General features: G+C 71.4%; 17 protein-coding genes. 7 read left to right on the top strand and 10 right to left on the bottom strand.

The annotated features are described in order from the left end of the window. Positions 1 to 22 precede the first annotated feature (22 nt). Positions 23 to 1,624: a molybdopterin-dependent oxidoreductase gene (locus J2Y46_RS01930; protein ID WP_045299731.1), complete on the top strand. Its 1,602-nt coding sequence runs from the start codon at positions 23 to 25 to the stop codon at positions 1,622 to 1,624. 29 nt (positions 1,625 to 1,653) lie between these two features. On the opposite strand, the gene rocD is transcribed toward J2Y46_RS01930, so the two are convergent. From rocD to J2Y46_RS01960, 6 genes are all read right to left on the bottom strand, one after another. Continuing rightward, the gene (gene rocD / locus J2Y46_RS01935; protein ID WP_045299729.1) at positions 1,654 to 2,880 is read right to left on the bottom strand and encodes an ornithine--oxo-acid transaminase; all 1,227 of its coding nucleotides are present in this window, start codon (positions 2,878 to 2,880) and stop codon (positions 1,654 to 1,656) included. A gap of 23 nt (positions 2,881 to 2,903) precedes the next feature. Continuing rightward, on the bottom strand, positions 2,904 to 3,788 hold the full coding sequence (gene ddaH, locus J2Y46_RS01940; protein WP_045299727.1) for a dimethylargininase: 885 nt from the start codon (positions 3,786 to 3,788) through the stop codon (positions 2,904 to 2,906). Positions 3,789 to 3,936: 148 nt separating this feature from the next. After that, the gene (locus tag J2Y46_RS01945; RefSeq protein WP_052676816.1) at positions 3,937 to 4,992 is read right to left on the bottom strand and encodes an NAD(P)-dependent alcohol dehydrogenase; all 1,056 of its coding nucleotides are present in this window, start codon (positions 4,990 to 4,992) and stop codon (positions 3,937 to 3,939) included. Between the two features lies 1 nt (position 4,993). Continuing rightward, positions 4,994 to 5,209 (bottom strand): helix-turn-helix transcriptional regulator, encoded by a 216-nt coding sequence (locus tag J2Y46_RS01950; protein ID WP_045299725.1) that lies wholly within the window; start codon positions 5,207 to 5,209, stop codon positions 4,994 to 4,996. Further along, entirely contained in the window at positions 5,209 to 5,643 is a 435-nt protein-coding gene (locus J2Y46_RS01955; protein WP_045299723.1) for a hypothetical protein, read from the bottom strand. The genes J2Y46_RS01950 and J2Y46_RS01955 overlap by 1 nt, the downstream gene beginning before the upstream one ends. A 289-nt stretch (positions 5,644 to 5,932) precedes the next feature. Beyond that, the gene (locus J2Y46_RS01960; RefSeq protein WP_045300038.1) at positions 5,933 to 9,736 is read right to left on the bottom strand and encodes a bifunctional proline dehydrogenase/L-glutamate gamma-semialdehyde dehydrogenase; all 3,804 of its coding nucleotides are present in this window, start codon (positions 9,734 to 9,736) and stop codon (positions 5,933 to 5,935) included. A gap of 164 nt (positions 9,737 to 9,900) precedes the next feature. On the opposite strand from J2Y46_RS01960, the gene J2Y46_RS01965 reads away from it, so the two are divergent. Then, positions 9,901 to 10,809, top strand: a complete 909-nt coding sequence (locus J2Y46_RS01965) for a LysR family transcriptional regulator (RefSeq protein WP_310239864.1) — start codon at positions 9,901 to 9,903, stop codon at positions 10,807 to 10,809. A 51-nt stretch (positions 10,810 to 10,860) separates the two neighbouring features. On the opposite strand, the gene J2Y46_RS01970 is transcribed toward J2Y46_RS01965, so the two are convergent. After that, complete coding sequence (locus J2Y46_RS01970; protein WP_310239866.1) at positions 10,861 to 11,412, bottom strand: hypothetical protein; 552 nt, start codon at positions 11,410 to 11,412, stop codon at positions 10,861 to 10,863. A 223-nt stretch (positions 11,413 to 11,635) separates the two neighbouring features. Between J2Y46_RS01970 and J2Y46_RS01975 the strand changes: the two genes are divergently transcribed. Next, on the top strand, positions 11,636 to 13,588 hold the full coding sequence (locus J2Y46_RS01975; protein WP_052676815.1) for a sensor domain-containing diguanylate cyclase: 1,953 nt from the start codon (positions 11,636 to 11,638) through the stop codon (positions 13,586 to 13,588). On the opposite strand, the gene J2Y46_RS01980 is transcribed toward J2Y46_RS01975, so the two are convergent. Continuing rightward, a complete protein-coding gene (locus tag J2Y46_RS01980) occupies positions 13,580 to 13,882 on the bottom strand; it encodes a hypothetical protein (protein WP_045299719.1) in 303 nt (100 codons plus the stop codon). The genes J2Y46_RS01975 and J2Y46_RS01980 overlap by 9 nt on opposite strands. Before the next feature lie 41 nt (positions 13,883 to 13,923). Here J2Y46_RS01980 and J2Y46_RS01985 point away from each other — a divergent pair, with 41 nt between their 5' ends. Continuing rightward, positions 13,924 to 14,184: a hypothetical protein gene (locus J2Y46_RS01985; protein WP_045299717.1), complete on the top strand. Its 261-nt coding sequence runs from the start codon at positions 13,924 to 13,926 to the stop codon at positions 14,182 to 14,184. 21 nt (positions 14,185 to 14,205) lie between these two features. On the opposite strand, the gene J2Y46_RS01990 is transcribed toward J2Y46_RS01985, so the two are convergent. Further along, positions 14,206 to 14,994 (bottom strand): EAL domain-containing protein, encoded by a 789-nt coding sequence (locus J2Y46_RS01990; protein ID WP_045299716.1) that lies wholly within the window; start codon positions 14,992 to 14,994, stop codon positions 14,206 to 14,208. A 133-nt stretch (positions 14,995 to 15,127) separates the two neighbouring features. Here J2Y46_RS01990 and J2Y46_RS01995 point away from each other — a divergent pair, with 133 nt between their 5' ends. After that, positions 15,128 to 15,442 (top strand): hypothetical protein, encoded by a 315-nt coding sequence (locus J2Y46_RS01995; protein ID WP_045299714.1) that lies wholly within the window; start codon positions 15,128 to 15,130, stop codon positions 15,440 to 15,442. A 63-nt stretch (positions 15,443 to 15,505) separates the two neighbouring features. Continuing rightward, complete coding sequence (locus J2Y46_RS02000; protein ID WP_310239868.1) at positions 15,506 to 15,811, top strand: hypothetical protein; 306 nt, start codon at positions 15,506 to 15,508, stop codon at positions 15,809 to 15,811. A 4-nt stretch (positions 15,812 to 15,815) separates the two neighbouring features. On the opposite strand, the gene J2Y46_RS02005 is transcribed toward J2Y46_RS02000, so the two are convergent. Continuing rightward, positions 15,816 to 16,376, bottom strand: coding sequence for a thioesterase family protein (locus tag J2Y46_RS02005; protein WP_045299710.1), 561 nt, complete (start codon positions 16,374 to 16,376; stop codon positions 15,816 to 15,818). A gap of 148 nt (positions 16,377 to 16,524) precedes the next feature. On the opposite strand from J2Y46_RS02005, the gene J2Y46_RS02010 reads away from it, so the two are divergent. After that, positions 16,525 to 17,031, top strand: coding sequence for a GNAT family N-acetyltransferase (locus J2Y46_RS02010; RefSeq protein ID WP_045299709.1), 507 nt, complete (start codon positions 16,525 to 16,527; stop codon positions 17,029 to 17,031). Positions 17,032 to 17,070: the final 39 nt, after the last annotated feature.

Below are 17,070 nucleotides of genomic sequence, written 5' to 3' on the forward strand. Positions count from 1 at the left end.
GGATCGGACGTATGCTCCCGCTATGACTCGTGAAGCGGGGGCCGCGACGCGCGTCGCCGCGAAGGCCTCGGCCCTCTCCGGCGCGGGAGCGGGCGCGGCGTCCGCCGTCCTCGGCGCGGGGGTGGGCGAACTGGTCGCAGCGTTGGTCGCGCCGTCGTCGAGCCCCTTCTCCGTCGTCGGCGGCGTGCTCATCGACCTCGCACCGCCGTGGGCGAAGGATGCCGCGATCTCGCTGTTCGGCACGGCCGACAAGCTCGCCCTGCTCGTCGGGATCGCGCTTGTGCTGCTGGTCGCGGCGGCGGGTGTCGGCATCCTGGAACTGCGTCGCCCGTGGTTCGGCGCCGCACTGTTCGCCGTCCTGGGTGCGGTCGTCGCCGTGCTCGCGATGACCCGTGCCGGCGCGACCGGACTCGCGTGGCTCCCCTCGCTCGCCGCGGGCCTCGTCGCGGCGACGGTGGTGCGGCTGCTGACGCAGCTGGCAAGACGCACGACGGATGCCTCGTCCCCCGCCTCGACGGCGGCGGGCACGGGCGACGCGCCAGGCGACGACGACCCGTCGCGCCGCCGTTTCCTCGTGTGGGCAGGTGCGGCCACGGCGGCCGGCGTGATCGCGGCGATCGCGGGGACCGCGCTGCAGGCAGGTTCCCGCACCGTCACCGCCGTGCGCCGGGCCCTCCGACTGCCCGCGCCGGCCGTCGCCGCGCCGCCGGTCCCGGCCGATGCGCAGCTCGATCTCACCGGCATGACGCCGGTCGTGACCCCGAACGCGAGCTTCTACCGCATCGACACCGCCCTCGTCGTGCCGCAGGTGGATCCGAGCGACTGGAGCCTGCGCATCCACGGACTCGTGGAGAACGAGGTCGAGATCGGGTGGGACGAGCTGCTTGCGCTCCCCCTCGAGGAGAGCTGGACCACCCTCGCGTGCGTGTCGAACCCCGTCGGCGGCGACCTCATCGGCAATGCGAAGTGGCTCGGGTATCCGATCCGCCTGCTGCTCGAGCGCGCCCGGCCGACGTCGGACGCTGACATGGTCCTGTCGAGATCGATCGACGGCTTCACCGCGAGCACGCCGCTGGAAGTGTTGCAGGAGGAGTCGCGCGCCGCGATCCTCGCCCTCGGGATGAACGACGAACCGCTCCCGGCGGAGCACGGCTTCCCGGTGCGCATGGTCGTCCCCGGGCTGTATGGCTACGTCTCGGCGACCAAGTGGGTCACCGAGCTCGAGGTGACGCGGTTCGACAAGGCCACCGCTTACTGGACGACGCGCGGATGGTCGGCGAAGGGGCCGATCAAGCTGCAGTCGCGCATCGACCTGCCGCGCCGTGGCCAGGGACTGAGCGCCGGCGACACCACCATCGCGGGCGTCGCCTGGCAGCAGCACGTGGGCATCGCGAAGGTCGAGGTGCAGGTCGACGGCGGGCCGTGGCGCGAGGCGACACTGGCGTCGGCGATCTCGGACGACACGTGGGTGCAGTGGTCGATCCCGTGGACGGCCGAACGCGGCTCTCACGCGATCCGCTGCCGCGCCACCAACGTGAAGGGCGAACGGCAGACCGAGACCGACGCGTGGCCCGCGCCCGACGGCGCGACAGGGTGGCAGCAGCTCAACGTCGAGGTGGCGTGAGCCGCCGCTGAGCCCCGACCTCAGACCCCTCAGGCCGCGAGCACGAACCGCAGCTGTTCGACCGCCCAGTCCAGCTCGGTCGCGCGCACGACGAGCGGCGGCGCGATGCGGATCGTCTGGCCGTGCGTGTCCTTGGCGAGCACGCCGCGCCCGATGAGACGCTCGGCGATCTCGCGTCCGGTGCCGACCTCAGGGTCGATGTCGATGCCTGCCCAGAGACCCGCGACACGCACCGCGGTGACGCCGTGGCCGACGAGCTCCTGGAGCTTCGCCTCGAGGTGGTCGCCGAGGAGCTTCGCGCGGCCCTGGAACTCGCCGGTCTGCAGCATCTCGACCACCCGCAGGCCCACGGCCGCGGCGAGCGGGTTGCCGCCGAATGTCGAGCCGTGCTCGCCCGGGTGGATCACCCCGAGCACGTCGCGGTCGGCGACGACCGCCGACAGCGGAAGGATGCCCCCGCCCAGCGCCTTGCCGAGGAGGTAGATGTCGGGCACCACGCCTTCGCGGTCGCACGCGAACGTCTCGCCCACGCGGCCGAGGCCGGACTGGATCTCGTCGGCGATGAACAGCACGCCGCGGCGGGTGCAGATCTCCCGCACCTTCTTCAGGTAGCCCTCGGGCGGGAGGATGACGCCCGCCTCACCCTGGATCGGCTCGATGAGCACGGCCACCGTGTCGGCGGTGATCGCGGCGTCGATGACCGCGGCGTCGCCGAACGGCACCGAGACGAAGCCGGGCGTGAACGGACCGAAGTCGGCGCGTGCCTGCGGGTCGTCGCTGAAGCCGACGATCGTCGTGGTGCGCCCGTGGAAGTTGCCGTGCGCGACGACGATCTTCGCGGCGTCCGCAGCGACGCCCTTCACTCGGTAGCCCCACGCGCGGGCGACCTTGATGCCGGTCTCGACGGCCTCGGCGCCGGTGTTCATCGGCAGCACGAGGTCTTTGCCGCAGAGCTCGGCGAGCGCAGCGGCAAAGGGTCCCAGACGGTCGTTGTGGTACGCCCGGCTGGTGAGCGTCAGTCGGTTCAGCTGCTCCTGCGCGGCGGCGACGATCGCAGGGTGCCCGTGCCCGAAGTTGAGGGCCGAGTAGGCCGAGAGCAGGTCGAGGTAGCGCTTGCCCTCGACATCCGTCACCCACGCTCCCTCGCCGCGCGAGATCACGACGGGGAGCGGGTGGTAGTTGTGGGCGACGTGCTGCTCCTCGGCGGCGATGATCTGGCTCATGGCGGCATCGAGTGAGGTGGAGGCGGCGGTCATCGGGGGCTCCTCTTTCGCGCGGGTCAGCGTCGCAGCTCGAGCGTGCAGCACTTGATGCCGCCGCCGCCGAGCAGCAGCTCGGACAGGTCGACGAGCACCGGGTTGTAGCCGCGTTCGCGCAGCTGCGCCTCGAAGCCGGTCGCGCGCGGCGAGATGATCACGTTGAGACCGTCGCTGGCCGAGTTGAGACCGAACACGGCGCCGTCGGCGTCGGCGACGCGGATCGCGTCGGGATAGCGCTCGGCGAGGATCGCCTGGCTGCGCTCGTCGAACGCGTGCTCGAGGTACGCGATGTTGGCCTTCTCGACGCCGCCGGGACCCTCGACGGGGTCCAGCACCGAGATCGCGGTGTCGAGGTGGTAGAACCGCGGGTCGACGAGAGTGAGGCTCACGACCTCCTTGCCGAACACGTCGCCGAGTTCCCGGTGACTGTCACCCGTCGAACGGAAGCCGGTCCCGGCGAGGATCGTGTCGCCGACGAGCAGGAAGTCGCCCTCGCCCTCGTTGACCTCGACGGGCTCCGCGACCTCGAAGCCGTTGTCACGGAACCAGTCCATGAACGCGGGCCCCTCGGGGACGCGCTCCTGGAAGCGGAACTTCGCGCCGTACGCGACGTTGTCGATGACGAACCCGCCGTTGGCCGTGTAGACCATGTCAGGAAGACCCTCGATGGGGTCGATGAGGTGCACCTCGTGGCCGAGCGCGATGTACGTGTCGTAGAGAGCCTGCCACTGGCGCACCGCGAGGGCGGTGTCGGTCGGGTTGGCCGGCTCCATCCACGGGTTGATGGTGTAGCTGACCGTGAAGTGCTCGGGGCGGCACATCAGGTAGCGACGGATCTGCTGGGTCCGGCCGGAGGCCGACCCGGTGACCGGAGTGGTGGCGGGCGCGGTGTTCTGCGTGGACATCTTGCTCCTGTAGAGGCGCGGCGGACGCTGTCCAGAGGCCCGGCGGTCTTCGCTCCAGGGTTGCTCAGCCTGTCGAAGGGCGATCCGGGCACGCCACGTCCATTGTCTCACGGACCCTGAATGCGATCTGGGAGACGCGGCATCCGTCTCATGCTCGGGCGATGACGACGACCTTCCCCGTCACGTGACCGTCGGCGACGCGAGCGAGCGCAGTGCCGGCGTCGGCGAACGGGACCCGCGCCTCGATCACGGGGCGCAGGCTGCCGGCCGCGGCGAGCGCGAGCAGCTGTGCGAGCACGTCCGGCTTCGCGACGGCGGCGAGCGGACGAAGCGGCCGCTTGGAACCGATCGAGAGGACGGATGCCGCGGCGATGCGCCCGATCGGACCCCAGACGCGTCCGCCTTCACCCGACACGAGCACGACGCGGCCCCCCTGACGCACCAGCCGACGCAGCGTGCGCAGCGGCGCGGTGCCGGCGATGTCCACAACGGCGTCGAAGCGGCCCTCCCCGAGCTCCGCCGACCCGGGCTGCACCGTGCGGTAGTCGAACGTGCGCGACGCGCCGAGCCCCTCGACGAGCGCCCGGTTGCGATCCCCGCACAGCGCCCACACCTCGGCACCGCGCGCCGCCGCGAGCTGCACCGCGAACGTGCCCACGCCGCCCGACGCCCCGATGACGAGCACTCGCTGCGTCGACGCGTCCGCCGCCGGGCGGATGACTCCGCCGAGCTCCAGCGCCTGCCATGCTGTGCCCCCTGCGACCGGAAGCGCTGCGGCGATCACGGCATCGAGCTCGGCGGGCCGCCGCGCCAGCCGGCCGGCCGGCGCGAGGGCATAGTGGGCGAGGCCGCCGCCCGCGGGGAGCTCGCCCACGACCTCGTCGCCGACGGCGAGCGCGGTGACGCCCTCGCCGAGGGCGACGACGGTGGCGGCGGCATCCATCCCTCGGACGGCTTGGCGTGGGCGGCGCAGGCCGAAGGCGAGCCGCACGAGGAGCGGCTCGCCGCGCATGACCCGGATGTCGCCGTTGTTGAGGCCTGTTGCCCGCAGGCGCAGGAGCACCTCGCCGCGGCCGGGCGCCGGCACGTCGACGGTCTCGAGGACCACCCCGTCGGCCCCGCCGTAACGGCGCTGCCGCCACGCCGCCATCGCCCCGGGAATCGCGGCCGCGGCATCCGTCGTGCCGTCCTCATGGATCGTCATGTCATTGCTCCGGGTAGTCGAAGAGGTCGTCGAGCCCGACGCCGAACGCGCGGGACAGCTGGAACGCCAGTTCGAGCGTCGGGGAGTACCGTCCCTGCTCGATGGCGATGAGGGTCTGCCGCGTGACGCCCACACGACGGGCGAGATCGGCCTGGGTCATGCCGGCCGCTTCGCGGACGGCGCGGATCGAGTTGGTGACCTTCGTGGGCTTCACCATCAGACGAGGCCCCGACGGTAGGCGAGGACGCTCGCAATGCCGCCGACGATCGACGACAGCGCGAAGCCGAAGTACATGGTGTTCGCGATCCAGAACCAGTCCGCCTCGAACGCGCACAGCACGATCACGCCGAGGCCCGCGATGACGAGGAACGCCTGCCCGACGCGCGTCGACATGTGCGCGATGTCGCGGTCGCGCTGGTCGCTCTTGCCCACGCCGTCGGGGTCTCGCATGCCGGCGAGGATGCCCCACGCGATGCTCAGGACGATCGCGCCGACGATGCTCGCGCCGATGACCCACAGCATGATCGGCACCCAGTCCACGTCGGTGAGCGGGCGGCCGTCGGCCTGCTGCAGGACGATCACGACGTAGACGATCGTGCCGATCACGCTGACGATGAGACTCGACCAGATGTTGCGCTCTTCGTAGACCATGACTCCCCCAGGGGCTTGTAAAGAATTCTTGACACCGACGGTAGGCGGACCCGCCGTGCATGTCAAGAATCTTTTACACATCTGGCCGCCAGGTCGCGACGCTCGGCACGGCGCCCGCGGGCTGAGCAGCCCCGACGAGAGCCCCGCCATACGGGCTCGGCGGGCATCCCGCGCGTTCGGGGCGCGCCCGCGCCCCAAACGATCGCCGCACGCCCAAGCCCCGGGATCGGGCCATCCAGAGACAGCCGGGAGAGCGAGCGGATGCCGCGGACCGCAGCATCCGGATCCGTCAGATCACGGCCTCCGACCACGGGTCGGGGTTGCCGAAGCGGTGCGCCGTGATCGTGACGGACTGCTCGTGGAGGAACGGAAGCAGCTCGAGCCGACCGGCGGTGGTGACCTCGTTGTCGTAGACCGCGAGATCGGGGTCGCCGCCCATGCTCTGCGCGACGAGGGTGTGCAGCGCCGCGACCGACTCGGTCTGTCCGATGAGCCGCACGCGCGCGGGCCGCGGCTCGGGGTCGGCGTCGGCGGCCGCCGCGACGATGTCGACGGCGCTGAGTCGCTGGAGCCACTGCTCGTCGGTCTCGACGAAGACGGCGACATCCTCTTCGGCCAGAACCCGGCGCACCGCGGCAGGAAGACCGACCGGCGCCGAGAGCGTCAGCCGTGAGCCCGCCCGGAGTCCCGCGACCACCACGCGCAGCACGGCCTGCCACGAAGCGTCCGCGGTCGCGCGCAGGGCGACCGCCGGGATCGGGCGGTAGCGGAACAGGTTGCGCTCGACGCCGAGGCCCGACACGTCCTTGACCTGGCCGAACTCGCGGTCCCATGCGATGGCGTCGGACAGGGCGCCGCGACGGAGCCATTCGAACGCCTCGTAGTCGAGCGACGGCTGAGCGGCCTCGATGAGCGCGGCGATGCGGGTGTCGAGCCCGCGCAGGTGCAGCGTGGCCGATGCCGGGACGCCGGAGGTGGCGCGCCAGCGGCCGAGGCCGACGAGATAGTTCGGCCCACCGGCCTTGGCGCCGGCGCCGACCGACGAGCGCTTCCAGCCGCCGAACGGCTGGCGCTGCACGATCGCGCCGGTGATGCCGCGGTTGACGTAGAGGTTCCCCGCCTCCACGCGATCGAGCCACTGGGCGAGGTCGTCGGGGTTCTGGGTGTAGAGCCCCGCTGTGAGCCCGTACGCCACGGCGTTCTGCAGCTCGATCGCGTGTGCGAGCGACGACGCGTGCATGATGCCGAGCACCGGCCCGAAGAACTCCTCGCGGTGGAAACGCGAGCCCGGCTGCACGCCGGTGCGGATGCCGGGAGTCCAGAGGCGGCCGTCGTACTCGGGGGCCGCGTCCACCGGCTTCGGCTCGACGAGCCACCTCTCCCCCTCGTCGAGGGTGGTCAGCGCCCACCGGAGCTTGCCGCGGGGCACCTCGACGACCGGGCCGACCTCGCTGAGCGGGTCGGACGGCGGGCCGACGCGGAGGGAGGTCGCAGCATCCATCAGCTGACGCGCGAAGCGCTGCGAGTGACCGACCGGACCCACGAGGATCGCGAGCGATGCGGCGGAGCACTTCTGGCCCGCGTGGCCGAATGCGCTCTTGATGATATCCGATGCCGCGAGGTCGAGGTCCGCCGTCGGCATGACGATCATCGCGTTCTTGCCGCTCGTCTCGGCGAGCAGCGGCAGGTCGGGACGCCAGGATCGGAACAGCGCCGCGGTCTCCCATGCGCCGGTGAGGATCACACGGTCGACGTCGGGGTGCGACAGCAGGGTCTGCCCCAGGCCGCCCTCTTCGATGTCGACGAGCGCCAGCACGTCGCGCGGTACGCCCGCTTCCCACAGCGCCTCGGCGACGACCGCCGCGCAGCGCCGCGCCTGGGGCGCGGGTTTGAACACGACACCCGAGCCTGCGGCCAGCGCCGCCAGCACGCCACCCGCAGGGATCGCGATCGGGAAGTTCCACGGCGGCGTGACGACGGTGAGCCGTGCCGGCTCGAACACGGCCCCGCTCACGCGGTCGAGCTCCCGCGCGGTGGCGGCGTAGTAGTTGGCGAAGTCGACGGCCTCGCTCACCTCGACGTCAGCCTCGGCGAAGACCTTGCCGGTCTCGGAGGCGGCGACCTCGATGAGCTCCCCGCGGCGCGCCTCGAGCGCCCGGGCGGCGGCGGTGAGCACGAGGCTCCGTTCCGCCGCCGGGAGCGCGCCCCACGCCGGCGCGGCATCACGCACCCGGGCCACGATGCCCTGCAGCGCGGGTTCATCGGTGACGCGGGCCGCCTCGACAGTGGCGTCGCCCGCGCGGGAGGTCTCGATGCGCGACAGGATGCTGCGCGCCCAGGCCCTGTTCGCGGGCAGGGCCGGGTCGCTGTCGGCGGTGTTGCGGAAGCCCGGTGCGCCCGCGACCCGGGCCGCGGACTCGCGCGGAGCGAACACCGCGGTCTCGACGAACGCCTCGGCGCCGAACACCTGCTCAGGGACCGAGCGCGCCACCGGGGCGGTGTCGCCCGGCGCGGCCGAGCGCGCGATGCCGATCACGGCCTGGGTCAGACCGGCCTCGTCGGATGCCGCGGCGGCCCGGCGCAGGCGCGCCTGCGCGCGCGGGGACTCGGCGCCGGCGGGCGCCGTCGTCGCGATCGCCTCGGCGGCGCGGTCCTGCGACCGGTTCGCGCCTGTCGCGAGCGCCGGGTCGTCGGCGCGCGCGAGGGAGGCGAGGAAACGGTCCCGCTCACGGTCGAACATCACGGGGTCGTCGGCGAGGTCGAAGGCGGCCGAGAGGAAGTTGTCGCTCGAGGCGTTCTCCTCGAGGCGCCGCACCAGGTAGCTGATCGCCACGTCGAACTCGTCGGGACGCACGACGGGAACGTACAGGAGGACGTGGCCGACCTCGCGCGTGACAGCCTCGACCTGGCCCTGCGCCATGCCGAGCAGCATCTCGAACTCGACATCGGGCGACACGCCGGCGGCGCCGGATGTCGCCTGCACCGAGCCTGTCGAAGTGTCGTCGCGCACACCGGCTTGGCCGGCGAGCAGCCAGGCGTAGGCGATGTCGAAGAGGTTGTGTCCGGCGACGCCGATCCGTACCGCGCGGGTGTGCGCCTTCTGGAGCGCGAACCGCAGGCACCGCACGTAGTTCGCGTCGGAGTCGACCTTCTCGCCGTACGTGGCGAGGCTCCAGTCGTGCATGACCGCGTCGACGCGCTCCATCGCGAGGTTCGCTCCCTTCACGAGACGCACCTTGATGCGCGCGCCGCCCTTGGCGACGCGCTCCTGCGCCCACGCGGTGAGCCGCTCGAGCGCGGGCAGGGCATCGGGGAGGTATGCCTGGAGCACGATGCCGGCCTCGAGCTGTCGCAGGCGCGGGTCCTCGAGGAGGCGCGTGAACACCGCGATCGTGAGGTCGAGGTCGCGGTACTCCTCCATGTCGAGGTTGATGAACGTCGGGCCGCTCATGGAGCTCGTGGGCGACGCCGCCGTGAGGTACAGCGGCCGCAGTCGGGCGACGACCTTCTCGACGACCTCGTCGAACGCCCACATCGAGATGTGGCTGGCGATCGCCGAGACCTTGACCGAGACGTAGTCGACGTCGGGCCGGCGGATGAGCTCGTGGATCCCCTCGAGCCGGCGGAGTGCCTCCTGCTCGCCGAGCACCGCCTCGCCCAGGAGGTTCAGGTTGAGCCGCGCACCGCTCGCACGAAGGGCGGCGATCGCGGGGCCGAGCTTGTCGGGACGCGCGTCGACGACGAGGTGCCCGACCATCTCACGCAGCACGCGTCGCGCGATCGGGACGACCGGCGACGGCAGCACCGGCGCGAGAGCCCCGCCCACGCGAACGGCGCCACGCAGGTACCACGGCAGGAAATCCGGAACGAGGGGGGCGACGCGATGCAGATGGGATGCCGCGGCCGACAGGCTCTCCGGACGCATCACGCCGTCGACGAACCCGATGGTGAACGGCAGGCCGTTCGGGTCCTTGAGCACACCGGCGAGCCGCTGAGCGGCCGGGTCGACCTCGACCTCGGCGCTCTCGGCGATCCACCGCTGCGCCAGGGCCACGGCCTCGCCGGCCAGGCGCTCGTCGGATCGGTCTTCCATTCGCACTCCAGCTGTCACGTCGTCGGACTCCGTGGTTCCAGCCTGCACCTCAATGTGCGCGATCGGGTTCACCTGCTGCATGAGGTCAAGGGTGAGGCATCCATTCATTCGTGAAAAGCGATCATCTACGATCGATATCGTTCGAGATCTTCGATGGGATGCGCATGTTCGAGTTGCGACGTCTGCGACTGCTCCACGAGCTCGCGCTCCGCGGCACGCTCGCAGCCGTCGCGGAGGCGCTCGCGTACAGTCCGTCGACGATCTCGCAGCAGCTCGCGCAGCTGGAACGAGAGGCCGGCGTCGCGCTGCTCGCGCCGGAGGGACGGCGGGTGCGACTCACCGAACACGGACGCGTCCTGGCGGCCCACGCCGCGCGGGCACTCGACCTCGACGAGCAGGCGCGGGGTGAGCTCGAGTCCCTGCATCCGGGGCTCGCGCCCGTGCGCGTCGCGATCATGCAGACCGCCGCGCTCGCGATCGTGCCCGCTGCGCTCAGGCTGCTGTCCGAACGTGCACCCGACCTTCGCGTCGAGCTCGTCGAGATGCCTCCCGAGCTCGGCCTGTTCGAGCTCACGGCACGGGGCGTCGACCTCGTGATCGCCGAGCAGTACCCCGGGCACACGCGGGCCCACACCCCGGGTCTCGAGCGCGACCCGCTCGGGACCGACCCGATCCATCTGGCCGTGGCATCCGTGGATCCCGCACGCTCGCTCGACGACCTGCGCGATCGCCCGTGGGTGATGGAGCCCGCCGGCACCGCCGCCCGCCTGTGGGCGGTGCAGCAGTGCCGCGCCGCGGGGTTCGAGCCCGACGTGCGGTACGAGCTGGCCGATCTGTCCGCCCACGCGCGTCTGGTCGCGGCCGGACAGGCCGTCGCCGTGCTGCCCGATCTGCTGTGGGAGGGGTCGGCGGTGCCGGTGTCGCTGCTCGAGCTCCCCGGTCGTCCCGCGCGCGAGGTCTTCGCCGCGCAGCGCACCGCATCGCGCGCGCGGGCGGGCATGCGGGAAGTTCGGCGTGCCCTGCACGACGCGTTCCCGATGCGGCGGACGGATGCTGTGCCCCCGAGGCCCTAGCCAAGCCCGAGGGCCGCGCAGCTGCGGGGTGGCGGCATCCGTCCGCCGGTGTCAGGTGCGCTCGGTGTGCTCGTGCCGCTCCGGCGGAGTCGGCGGCCGCTCATCGGTGTTCGCACGGCGATCTCGCTCGGTGCCCTCGAGCACGGTGTCCCGGTCGTCGCGCGCGTCGTCCGCGTGCGCCGCGGCCGGCGGGGCGGCGGTGCTGCGGGCACCGGTGCCGTCGGCGTACGGGTCGATGTCGTCGGCCTTGCGCATCGCCTCTGCGTGCTGCTGACGCAGGCCTTCGGCTTCGGCGCGGTGCTCGTCGATCGCTCCGGCGCGTCGCTCGGCGTCGATCGCAGCCTCTGCGGCACGGGCCTTGGCGGCTTCGGCAGCGGCCGACGCCGCTGCGGCGTCCGCCCGCGCCCGAGCGGCCTCGGCCTCGTGCTCGCGGGCCTGCAGCTCGGTCTCGCGCGCATCGGCGCGCAGCTTCTCGGCGTGTTCGTGCTGGTGCTCTCGACGGCGCTCGCGGCGCCCGCGTGCCGTGAGCAGCAGCGCTACGACGACGATGGCGAGCACCACGACGATGCCGACGATGACCCAGATGGGGGTGGTCGTGTCCACGGCTCCTCCTTCTCCCTCCGACGCCGGAGCGGGTACCGGCGCCACCGCAGTCAGGCAACTCCCCACGCGCACCGACCGCAAACCCATTGCGCGGGCGCGACCACTGCGCTAAAGCCGCCGTCCCGTTCCGCGCCCTTAGGTTCTCGCCGCTCTCGCCCATAGGATGAGGCTCTCGCCAACGCAGTTTCGTCCCCCACCCGCCACACCCTTTTAAGGACTCGCGTTGACCGATACGCCTGCCCTCGTCTTCGACGGAGACCGTCCCCGCGATGATGCCGAGTCGCTCCGCCTGCGGGAATGCTCACAGGAGCAGATCCGCACGATCGGACGCATCCAGGCGCACGGTGCCCTCTTCGGCATCGACGAGACGACCGGTGTCGTGGTCGTCGCGAGCGAGAACGTCGAGCACTGGCTCGGACGCGACCTCCGCCAGGCCGGCAACGAGACGCTCTCCTGGGCGATCGGCCAGGGACTGGCCGTCGATCCGGTGCGGGCGGAGTTCGAGGGTTCGCTCTACGACGTGATCGCGCATCGCGGCACCGCGCCGCTCATCGTCGAGCTCGAGCCTGTCGTGCCGGAGCTCGAGTACGTCCGCACCGGAGTCGTCGGCGCCATCCAGCGCTTGGCGGGGGTCAGCGACCCCGACGAGCTGCGGCAGCAGGCCGCCCGCGAGATCAAGGCCATCACGGGCTTCGACCGGGTCATGTGCTACGAGTTCCACGACGACGGCCACGGGCAGGTCGTGGCCGATGAGCGCGAGCCCGACATGGAGGCGTACTTCGGACTGCACTTCCCCGCCTCCGACATCCCGGTGCAGGCGCGCGCGCTCTACATCGAGAAGCGCTCCCGAGTGATCGCCGACACCGCGGACCCGGGCCTCGCCCTCCACACGCTCCTTCCGGAGGACGCCCCGCTCGATCTCGGAGGCACCGAGCTGCGCGCCGTGTCGCCGCACCACCTCCAGTTCATGCGCAACATGGGGCAGGCGGCGACGGTGTCGTTCGGCCTCGTCATGGGGGACCGCCTCGTGGGGATGTTCACGTGCGCCCACCGAACCCCCCGACGCATTCCGGTGCTGCTGCGCCGGGCCCTCGAGGTGATGGCGACCCAGGTCGTCAGCCAGCTCGCCGCTGCCGAGCAGATCCGGCGCCTGCGCCGGCAGCTCGAGGCGCGAGAGCGGCGGATCGCCCTCATCGCTCCGCTGTACGGGCGCGCCGATGTCGGCGCCGTGCTGATGAGCGGCGAGCGCACCGTGCTCGACGTGGTTCCCGCAGATGGCGCCCTGCTGCGGATGGGCGATGCAGTCCACACCGCGGGCGTCGTGCCCCCGCCGGCTCGCCTGTTCGCCGTCGTCGACGAACTCGGCCCGGGACGACTGCTGTGGGAGGCGCTCCCGATCGAACGGCCGGAGCTCGCGGTCGAGGTGCCGAGCGTCACCGGCCTTCTCATCGTCCCGCTCGGCGGCGACGGCGACATGCTCGTCTTCGTGCGCAGCGAGGTCTCGCGCACGGTCGACTGGCTCGGCGACCAGCGGCCGGAGAACCGCGACACACCGCTCTCGCCTCGCCGGTCGTTCTCCGCCTGGCGCGAGAGCGTCACGGGCCGCAGCCTCCCGTGGGGCGAGCACGCGCAGGACGCTGTGGACCTCGGCGAGGAGATCAGGTCGGCCATGGTCGCCCGCACCCAGGCGGAGCTCGCAGAGCTCGCACTGCGCGATGCCCTCACCGGTCTCCACAACCGCCGCTTCCTGGACGACCGGCTGGACGAGCTGCTGAACGGCTCCGAGGCCGCCGTGGCTGTCGTCTTCCTCGATCTCGACGACTTCAAGCTCATCAATGACACGTACGGTCACGAGATGGGCGACGCCGTCCTGGCCGCGATCGGCCGCCGGCTGAGCGGGGTCGCCCGCAGCTCCGACATCGTCGTGCGACTGGGCGGCGACGAGTTCGTGATCGTGTGCGTCGGCGCAGGGCGGGAGGAGGCCGCGGCGATCGCGGGGAGGGCCCTGGCCGTGATCACCGAACCGATCACGGTGCGGGGCGCCGAGGTCGCCGTGCGCGCCTCCGCGGGCGTCGTGGCGGCCGAACGAGGGGTCTCTCCGGGAGGACTGCTGGATGCCGCGGATGCAGCGATGTACCGCGCGAAGCGCGACGGCGGCGGTCGCGTCTCAGCGTGACGGGAGGTCGGGTTCGGGGAGGACCCGCAGCCCGGCCGACGAGTTCGCCGCGTCGATCAGGTCCTGCAGCCAGAGCCGGTTGATCTCGGGCATCGGCCCTTCATACTCGAACCGCAGCGACGTCACAGGCGAGATCCAGACGGCCTGACGCAGCGACGTGTTCTCGTCGACGTGCGCGAACGAGAGGTTCTCCCGACGCCGCAGCTTCGCCATGATGACCAGCTCGAGGTGAGCGAGGGTGCGATCGTCGATCGTGAAGGACGCCGGGGGTGCGCCGTAGTGAAGTATGCCCACGCTTCGATCCTACGGGCGGGCGGCGCAGGTACGCTGGTGCGATGGCGATCGTGAACCGGCTCACCGTCGATGGACGCGACTACTTCCTCCCCGACCCCGTCTCGGAGCTGAAGACGAAGATCCTCGAGGCGATCAAGGCGGGGGGCGGCTACGTGAACATCCCGCCGCTGCGCGGAGGCCCGGGCGTCGACATCCTGTTCTCCCCCGGCATGCCGGTGACGTGGTCGCAGTTCGAGGTCGGCGAAGCGCCGGTGGCTCCGGCCGACGAGCCGGTCGACCAGCTCGCCGACTACGAGCTCTGACGCGAGCCGTTCGCGCGCCGGTCAGCCCGCCGCGAGCAGCGCATCCATCTCTTCCGACGGCATCGGGAGCCCCCACAGGTAGCCCTGTCCGAGGTCGCAGCCGCGCTCGCGGGAGCGCTGGAGGTCCGCGAAGGTCTCGATGCCCTCGGCGACCACCCGCCAGCCGTTGCGGGCACTGCTGTCGACCACAGCGGCGACCGCGTCGTGGGCTTCGGCATCGGTGCGCTGCGTGAGCGATCGGTCGATCTTGACCTCGTCGATCGGCAGTGCTTCCAGCATGGCCACGGTGGTGTCTCCGCCGGCGTAGTCGTCGACCGAGATGGCGATCCCGACGGACTGCAATGCCTGCATCGCCGTGATCATCTCGGGACGCAGCTGGGGTGTCGGCGCTTCCGTGATCTCGACGGTCATTCCCGCGGGGTCGACGCCGAGCCGGTCCAGCCGCGCGACGATCGTGTCGGCGTATCGCCTCGAGAAGTGCGCCGGAGAGGCGTTCACCGAGAGTCCGAGCGCGTGTCCCGCCTCCCGCCACCGCAACACCTGCTCCGTCGCGCGCCCGAAGACCTGCAGATCGACCTCATCGAGGAATCGCCCCGCCTCCGCCAGGGGGATGAACGTGTCAGGCGGCACGGCGCCGAGGAGCGTGTGATTCCAGCGGCAGAGGGCCTCGACGGCGACGGGATCCGTCGCCGCCGCGGCATCGACCGGCCCGGCGGGGTCCAGGTCGTACTGCGGCTGGAACGCGATCCACAGCTCACCGCCGGAGAGCGCCGCGCGCAGGTCACGAGTGAGCTGGGGAGGAGGGGCCATGCCACCAGCGTCAAGTACGTACGCATCAAGGCGCAACACCGGACACGGGCGCGGAATCCGCGTATACTGCGCCGCACCGCGCGCAAGGCCCAATCCGACGCAGTCCCGTGTCGCGGGGGCTAAGGTGGGGGCGATGGGCACGCTCACCTACGACACCCGCGTCACGACGTCGATCGACGACCGGATCCTCGCGCATCTGCAGGCGGTGATCTGGGCCAAGCTGCGTCGCGGCGAGTCCTTCCCGTTCACGTGGAGCGACCCCACCCGCGCCGGCCTCGGACGCACCTCGGTGTGGCTGAGTCCGAACGTCTCGCTGGCGTTCGAGTACTTCGGCGGCCGCCAGCCGCGCCTCAACCCCGCGTGGGTGGAGGCCCTCACCAAGGCGGCGAACTCGCCCGCCGGCCTCACGATCGTGCCCGAGCCCGACAACCCCGCGGCACCCCAATAAAGCGCAGCCGGCGATGCTGTCAAGACCCCCGGGCGGGTGTCGACGCGTCCTTAACGTGGACGCATGACACAGCACACCGAAGACCGGGTCGGTAAGATCCATTGGTCGGCCCCCGAGCGAGGCTCGTGGGCCGCTGACCGCTTCGGACGCCAGGTGGGCGGGGTGAGGCGGGACGAGCACGGCTACGTGGCGACCCGTGGCGGCCGGACGGTCGGACGCTATCGTTCCCTCGACGCCGCGCTGGACGCGGTCGATCACCACAGCTGGACCCACCTTCAGCCGAGCCGCTACTGGACGCTGCTGCTTGCGACCATCAACGTGGGCATCATCGCCGCGATGTCGCTGATCGCGACCGCGATCCTCCGCTGACGCATCAGCTCCACACGCTGGGGGCCTTCGCACGTGTGGGAGGGAGAGCGGATGCTGCTGCCCAGTCGTGCACCCACGCGTCCACCTCGGGAACCCCCTCGGGGCGGCCGATCGCGGCGAAGAGCTCCTCGTGCGACAGCGTTCCCCCGGAGCGCTTCATCATCCGGGCCCGGATGATCGCGCGTGCGTACACCTCGCCGCCGACCACGGCGCGATGCTCGAGGTAGACGGCCTTGTCGTCGTGCCCGATCATGCGCGACTCGACGTCGAACTTCTGCCACAGGTTGAGCGACTTGCGGAAGGTCACCGTCTCGCTCGAGACCACGGCGTACCAGCCGTGCGTCTTCATGACGTCCCAGAGCCCGGTGCGCACGAGCAGATCCCATCGGCCGAGATCGAACAGCGAGAGGTAGCGACCATTGTTCATGTGACGCAGCAGGTCGATGTCGGTGAGCAGAGTGGTCAGCCGGATACGGCTGATCTCACTCGGGCCGAGTCGACCGCCCCGCCGCAGCCGTCGCCGCGCTGTCACCATCACGATCAGGGTCCGCCACATCACGTTCACGAGGTGCGATCGTAGCGATCCTCGACGGGTGTGCCGATTCGGTTGTCGATTCCCGACAGCACGGGGTCGCAGCATCCGTTCGCCACTCCAGGTTCACCGTCTGTTCGCCCGATTTCGGGTCTCGGGCCGACGCGCGTAGAGTCTGGCCATGGAAGCCGAAACCCAGACCGACATCGTCGTCCGTCCGGTGCGTGACGTCGACGCGGAGGCCCTCGGGCGCGTCCACGCGACCGCCTGGCACGAGACGTACGACCACCTCATCAGCAAGGCCGCCCTCGAGGCCGTCTCGCCCAAGCGCCTCGCCGAGCTCTGGACCCACTGGGCCGTCCAGGGTCCCGAGTTCAAGATGTTCGCCGCCCTCGTGAACGGCGAGATCGTCGGATTCGCAGGCTCCGGTCCCGCGCGCGACAAGGACGCCCCGCGCTTCCGCGAGCTGTACTTCATCTACCTGCTCGACGCCCACCACGGCACCGGCATCGGCCAGAAGCTCTTCGACGCGGTCGTCGAGCCCGCCGAAGGCCTCTACCTGTGGGTCGCCGACGACAACCCCCGCGCGCACCGCTTCTACACGCGCAACGGGTTCGCCCTCGACGGCGCGACGCACACCGAGCCCTTCCTCGGCGAGACTCTCACCGAGGTGCGCTTCGTGCGCTGACCCACCACTGTCCCGAAGGGGCGTGTCCGGTTCGCCGGG

Source organism: Microbacterium sp. BE35, assembly GCF_031457705.1.
GTDB lineage: Bacteria > Actinomycetota > Actinomycetes > Actinomycetales > Microbacteriaceae > Microbacterium > Microbacterium trichothecenolyticum.

Coding starts and splice junctions, on each gene's coding strand:
- J2Y46_RS01930 (WP_045299731.1), top strand. CDS start 23: ATGACTCGTGAAGCGGGGGCCGCGACGCGCGTCGCCGCGAAGGCCTCG.
- rocD (WP_045299729.1), bottom strand. CDS start 2,880: ATGACCGCCGCCTCCACCTCACTCGATGCCGCCATGAGCCAGATCATC.
- ddaH (WP_045299727.1), bottom strand. CDS start 3,788: ATGTCCACGCAGAACACCGCGCCCGCCACCACTCCGGTCACCGGGTCG.
- J2Y46_RS01945 (WP_052676816.1), bottom strand. CDS start 4,992: ATGACGATCCATGAGGACGGCACGACGGATGCCGCGGCCGCGATTCCC.
- J2Y46_RS01950 (WP_045299725.1), bottom strand. CDS start 5,209: ATGGTGAAGCCCACGAAGGTCACCAACTCGATCCGCGCCGTCCGCGAA.
- J2Y46_RS01955 (WP_045299723.1), bottom strand. CDS start 5,643: ATGGTCTACGAAGAGCGCAACATCTGGTCGAGTCTCATCGTCAGCGTG.
- J2Y46_RS01960 (WP_045300038.1), bottom strand. CDS start 9,736: ATGGAAGACCGATCCGACGAGCGCCTGGCCGGCGAGGCCGTGGCCCTG.
- J2Y46_RS01965 (WP_310239864.1), top strand. CDS start 9,901: ATGTTCGAGTTGCGACGTCTGCGACTGCTCCACGAGCTCGCGCTCCGC.
- J2Y46_RS01985 (WP_045299717.1), top strand. CDS start 13,924: ATGGCGATCGTGAACCGGCTCACCGTCGATGGACGCGACTACTTCCTC.
- J2Y46_RS01990 (WP_045299716.1), bottom strand. CDS start 14,994: ATGGCCCCTCCTCCCCAGCTCACTCGTGACCTGCGCGCGGCGCTCTCC.
- J2Y46_RS01995 (WP_045299714.1), top strand. CDS start 15,128: ATGGGCACGCTCACCTACGACACCCGCGTCACGACGTCGATCGACGAC.
- J2Y46_RS02000 (WP_310239868.1), top strand. CDS start 15,506: ATGACACAGCACACCGAAGACCGGGTCGGTAAGATCCATTGGTCGGCC.
- J2Y46_RS02010 (WP_045299709.1), top strand. CDS start 16,525: ATGGAAGCCGAAACCCAGACCGACATCGTCGTCCGTCCGGTGCGTGAC.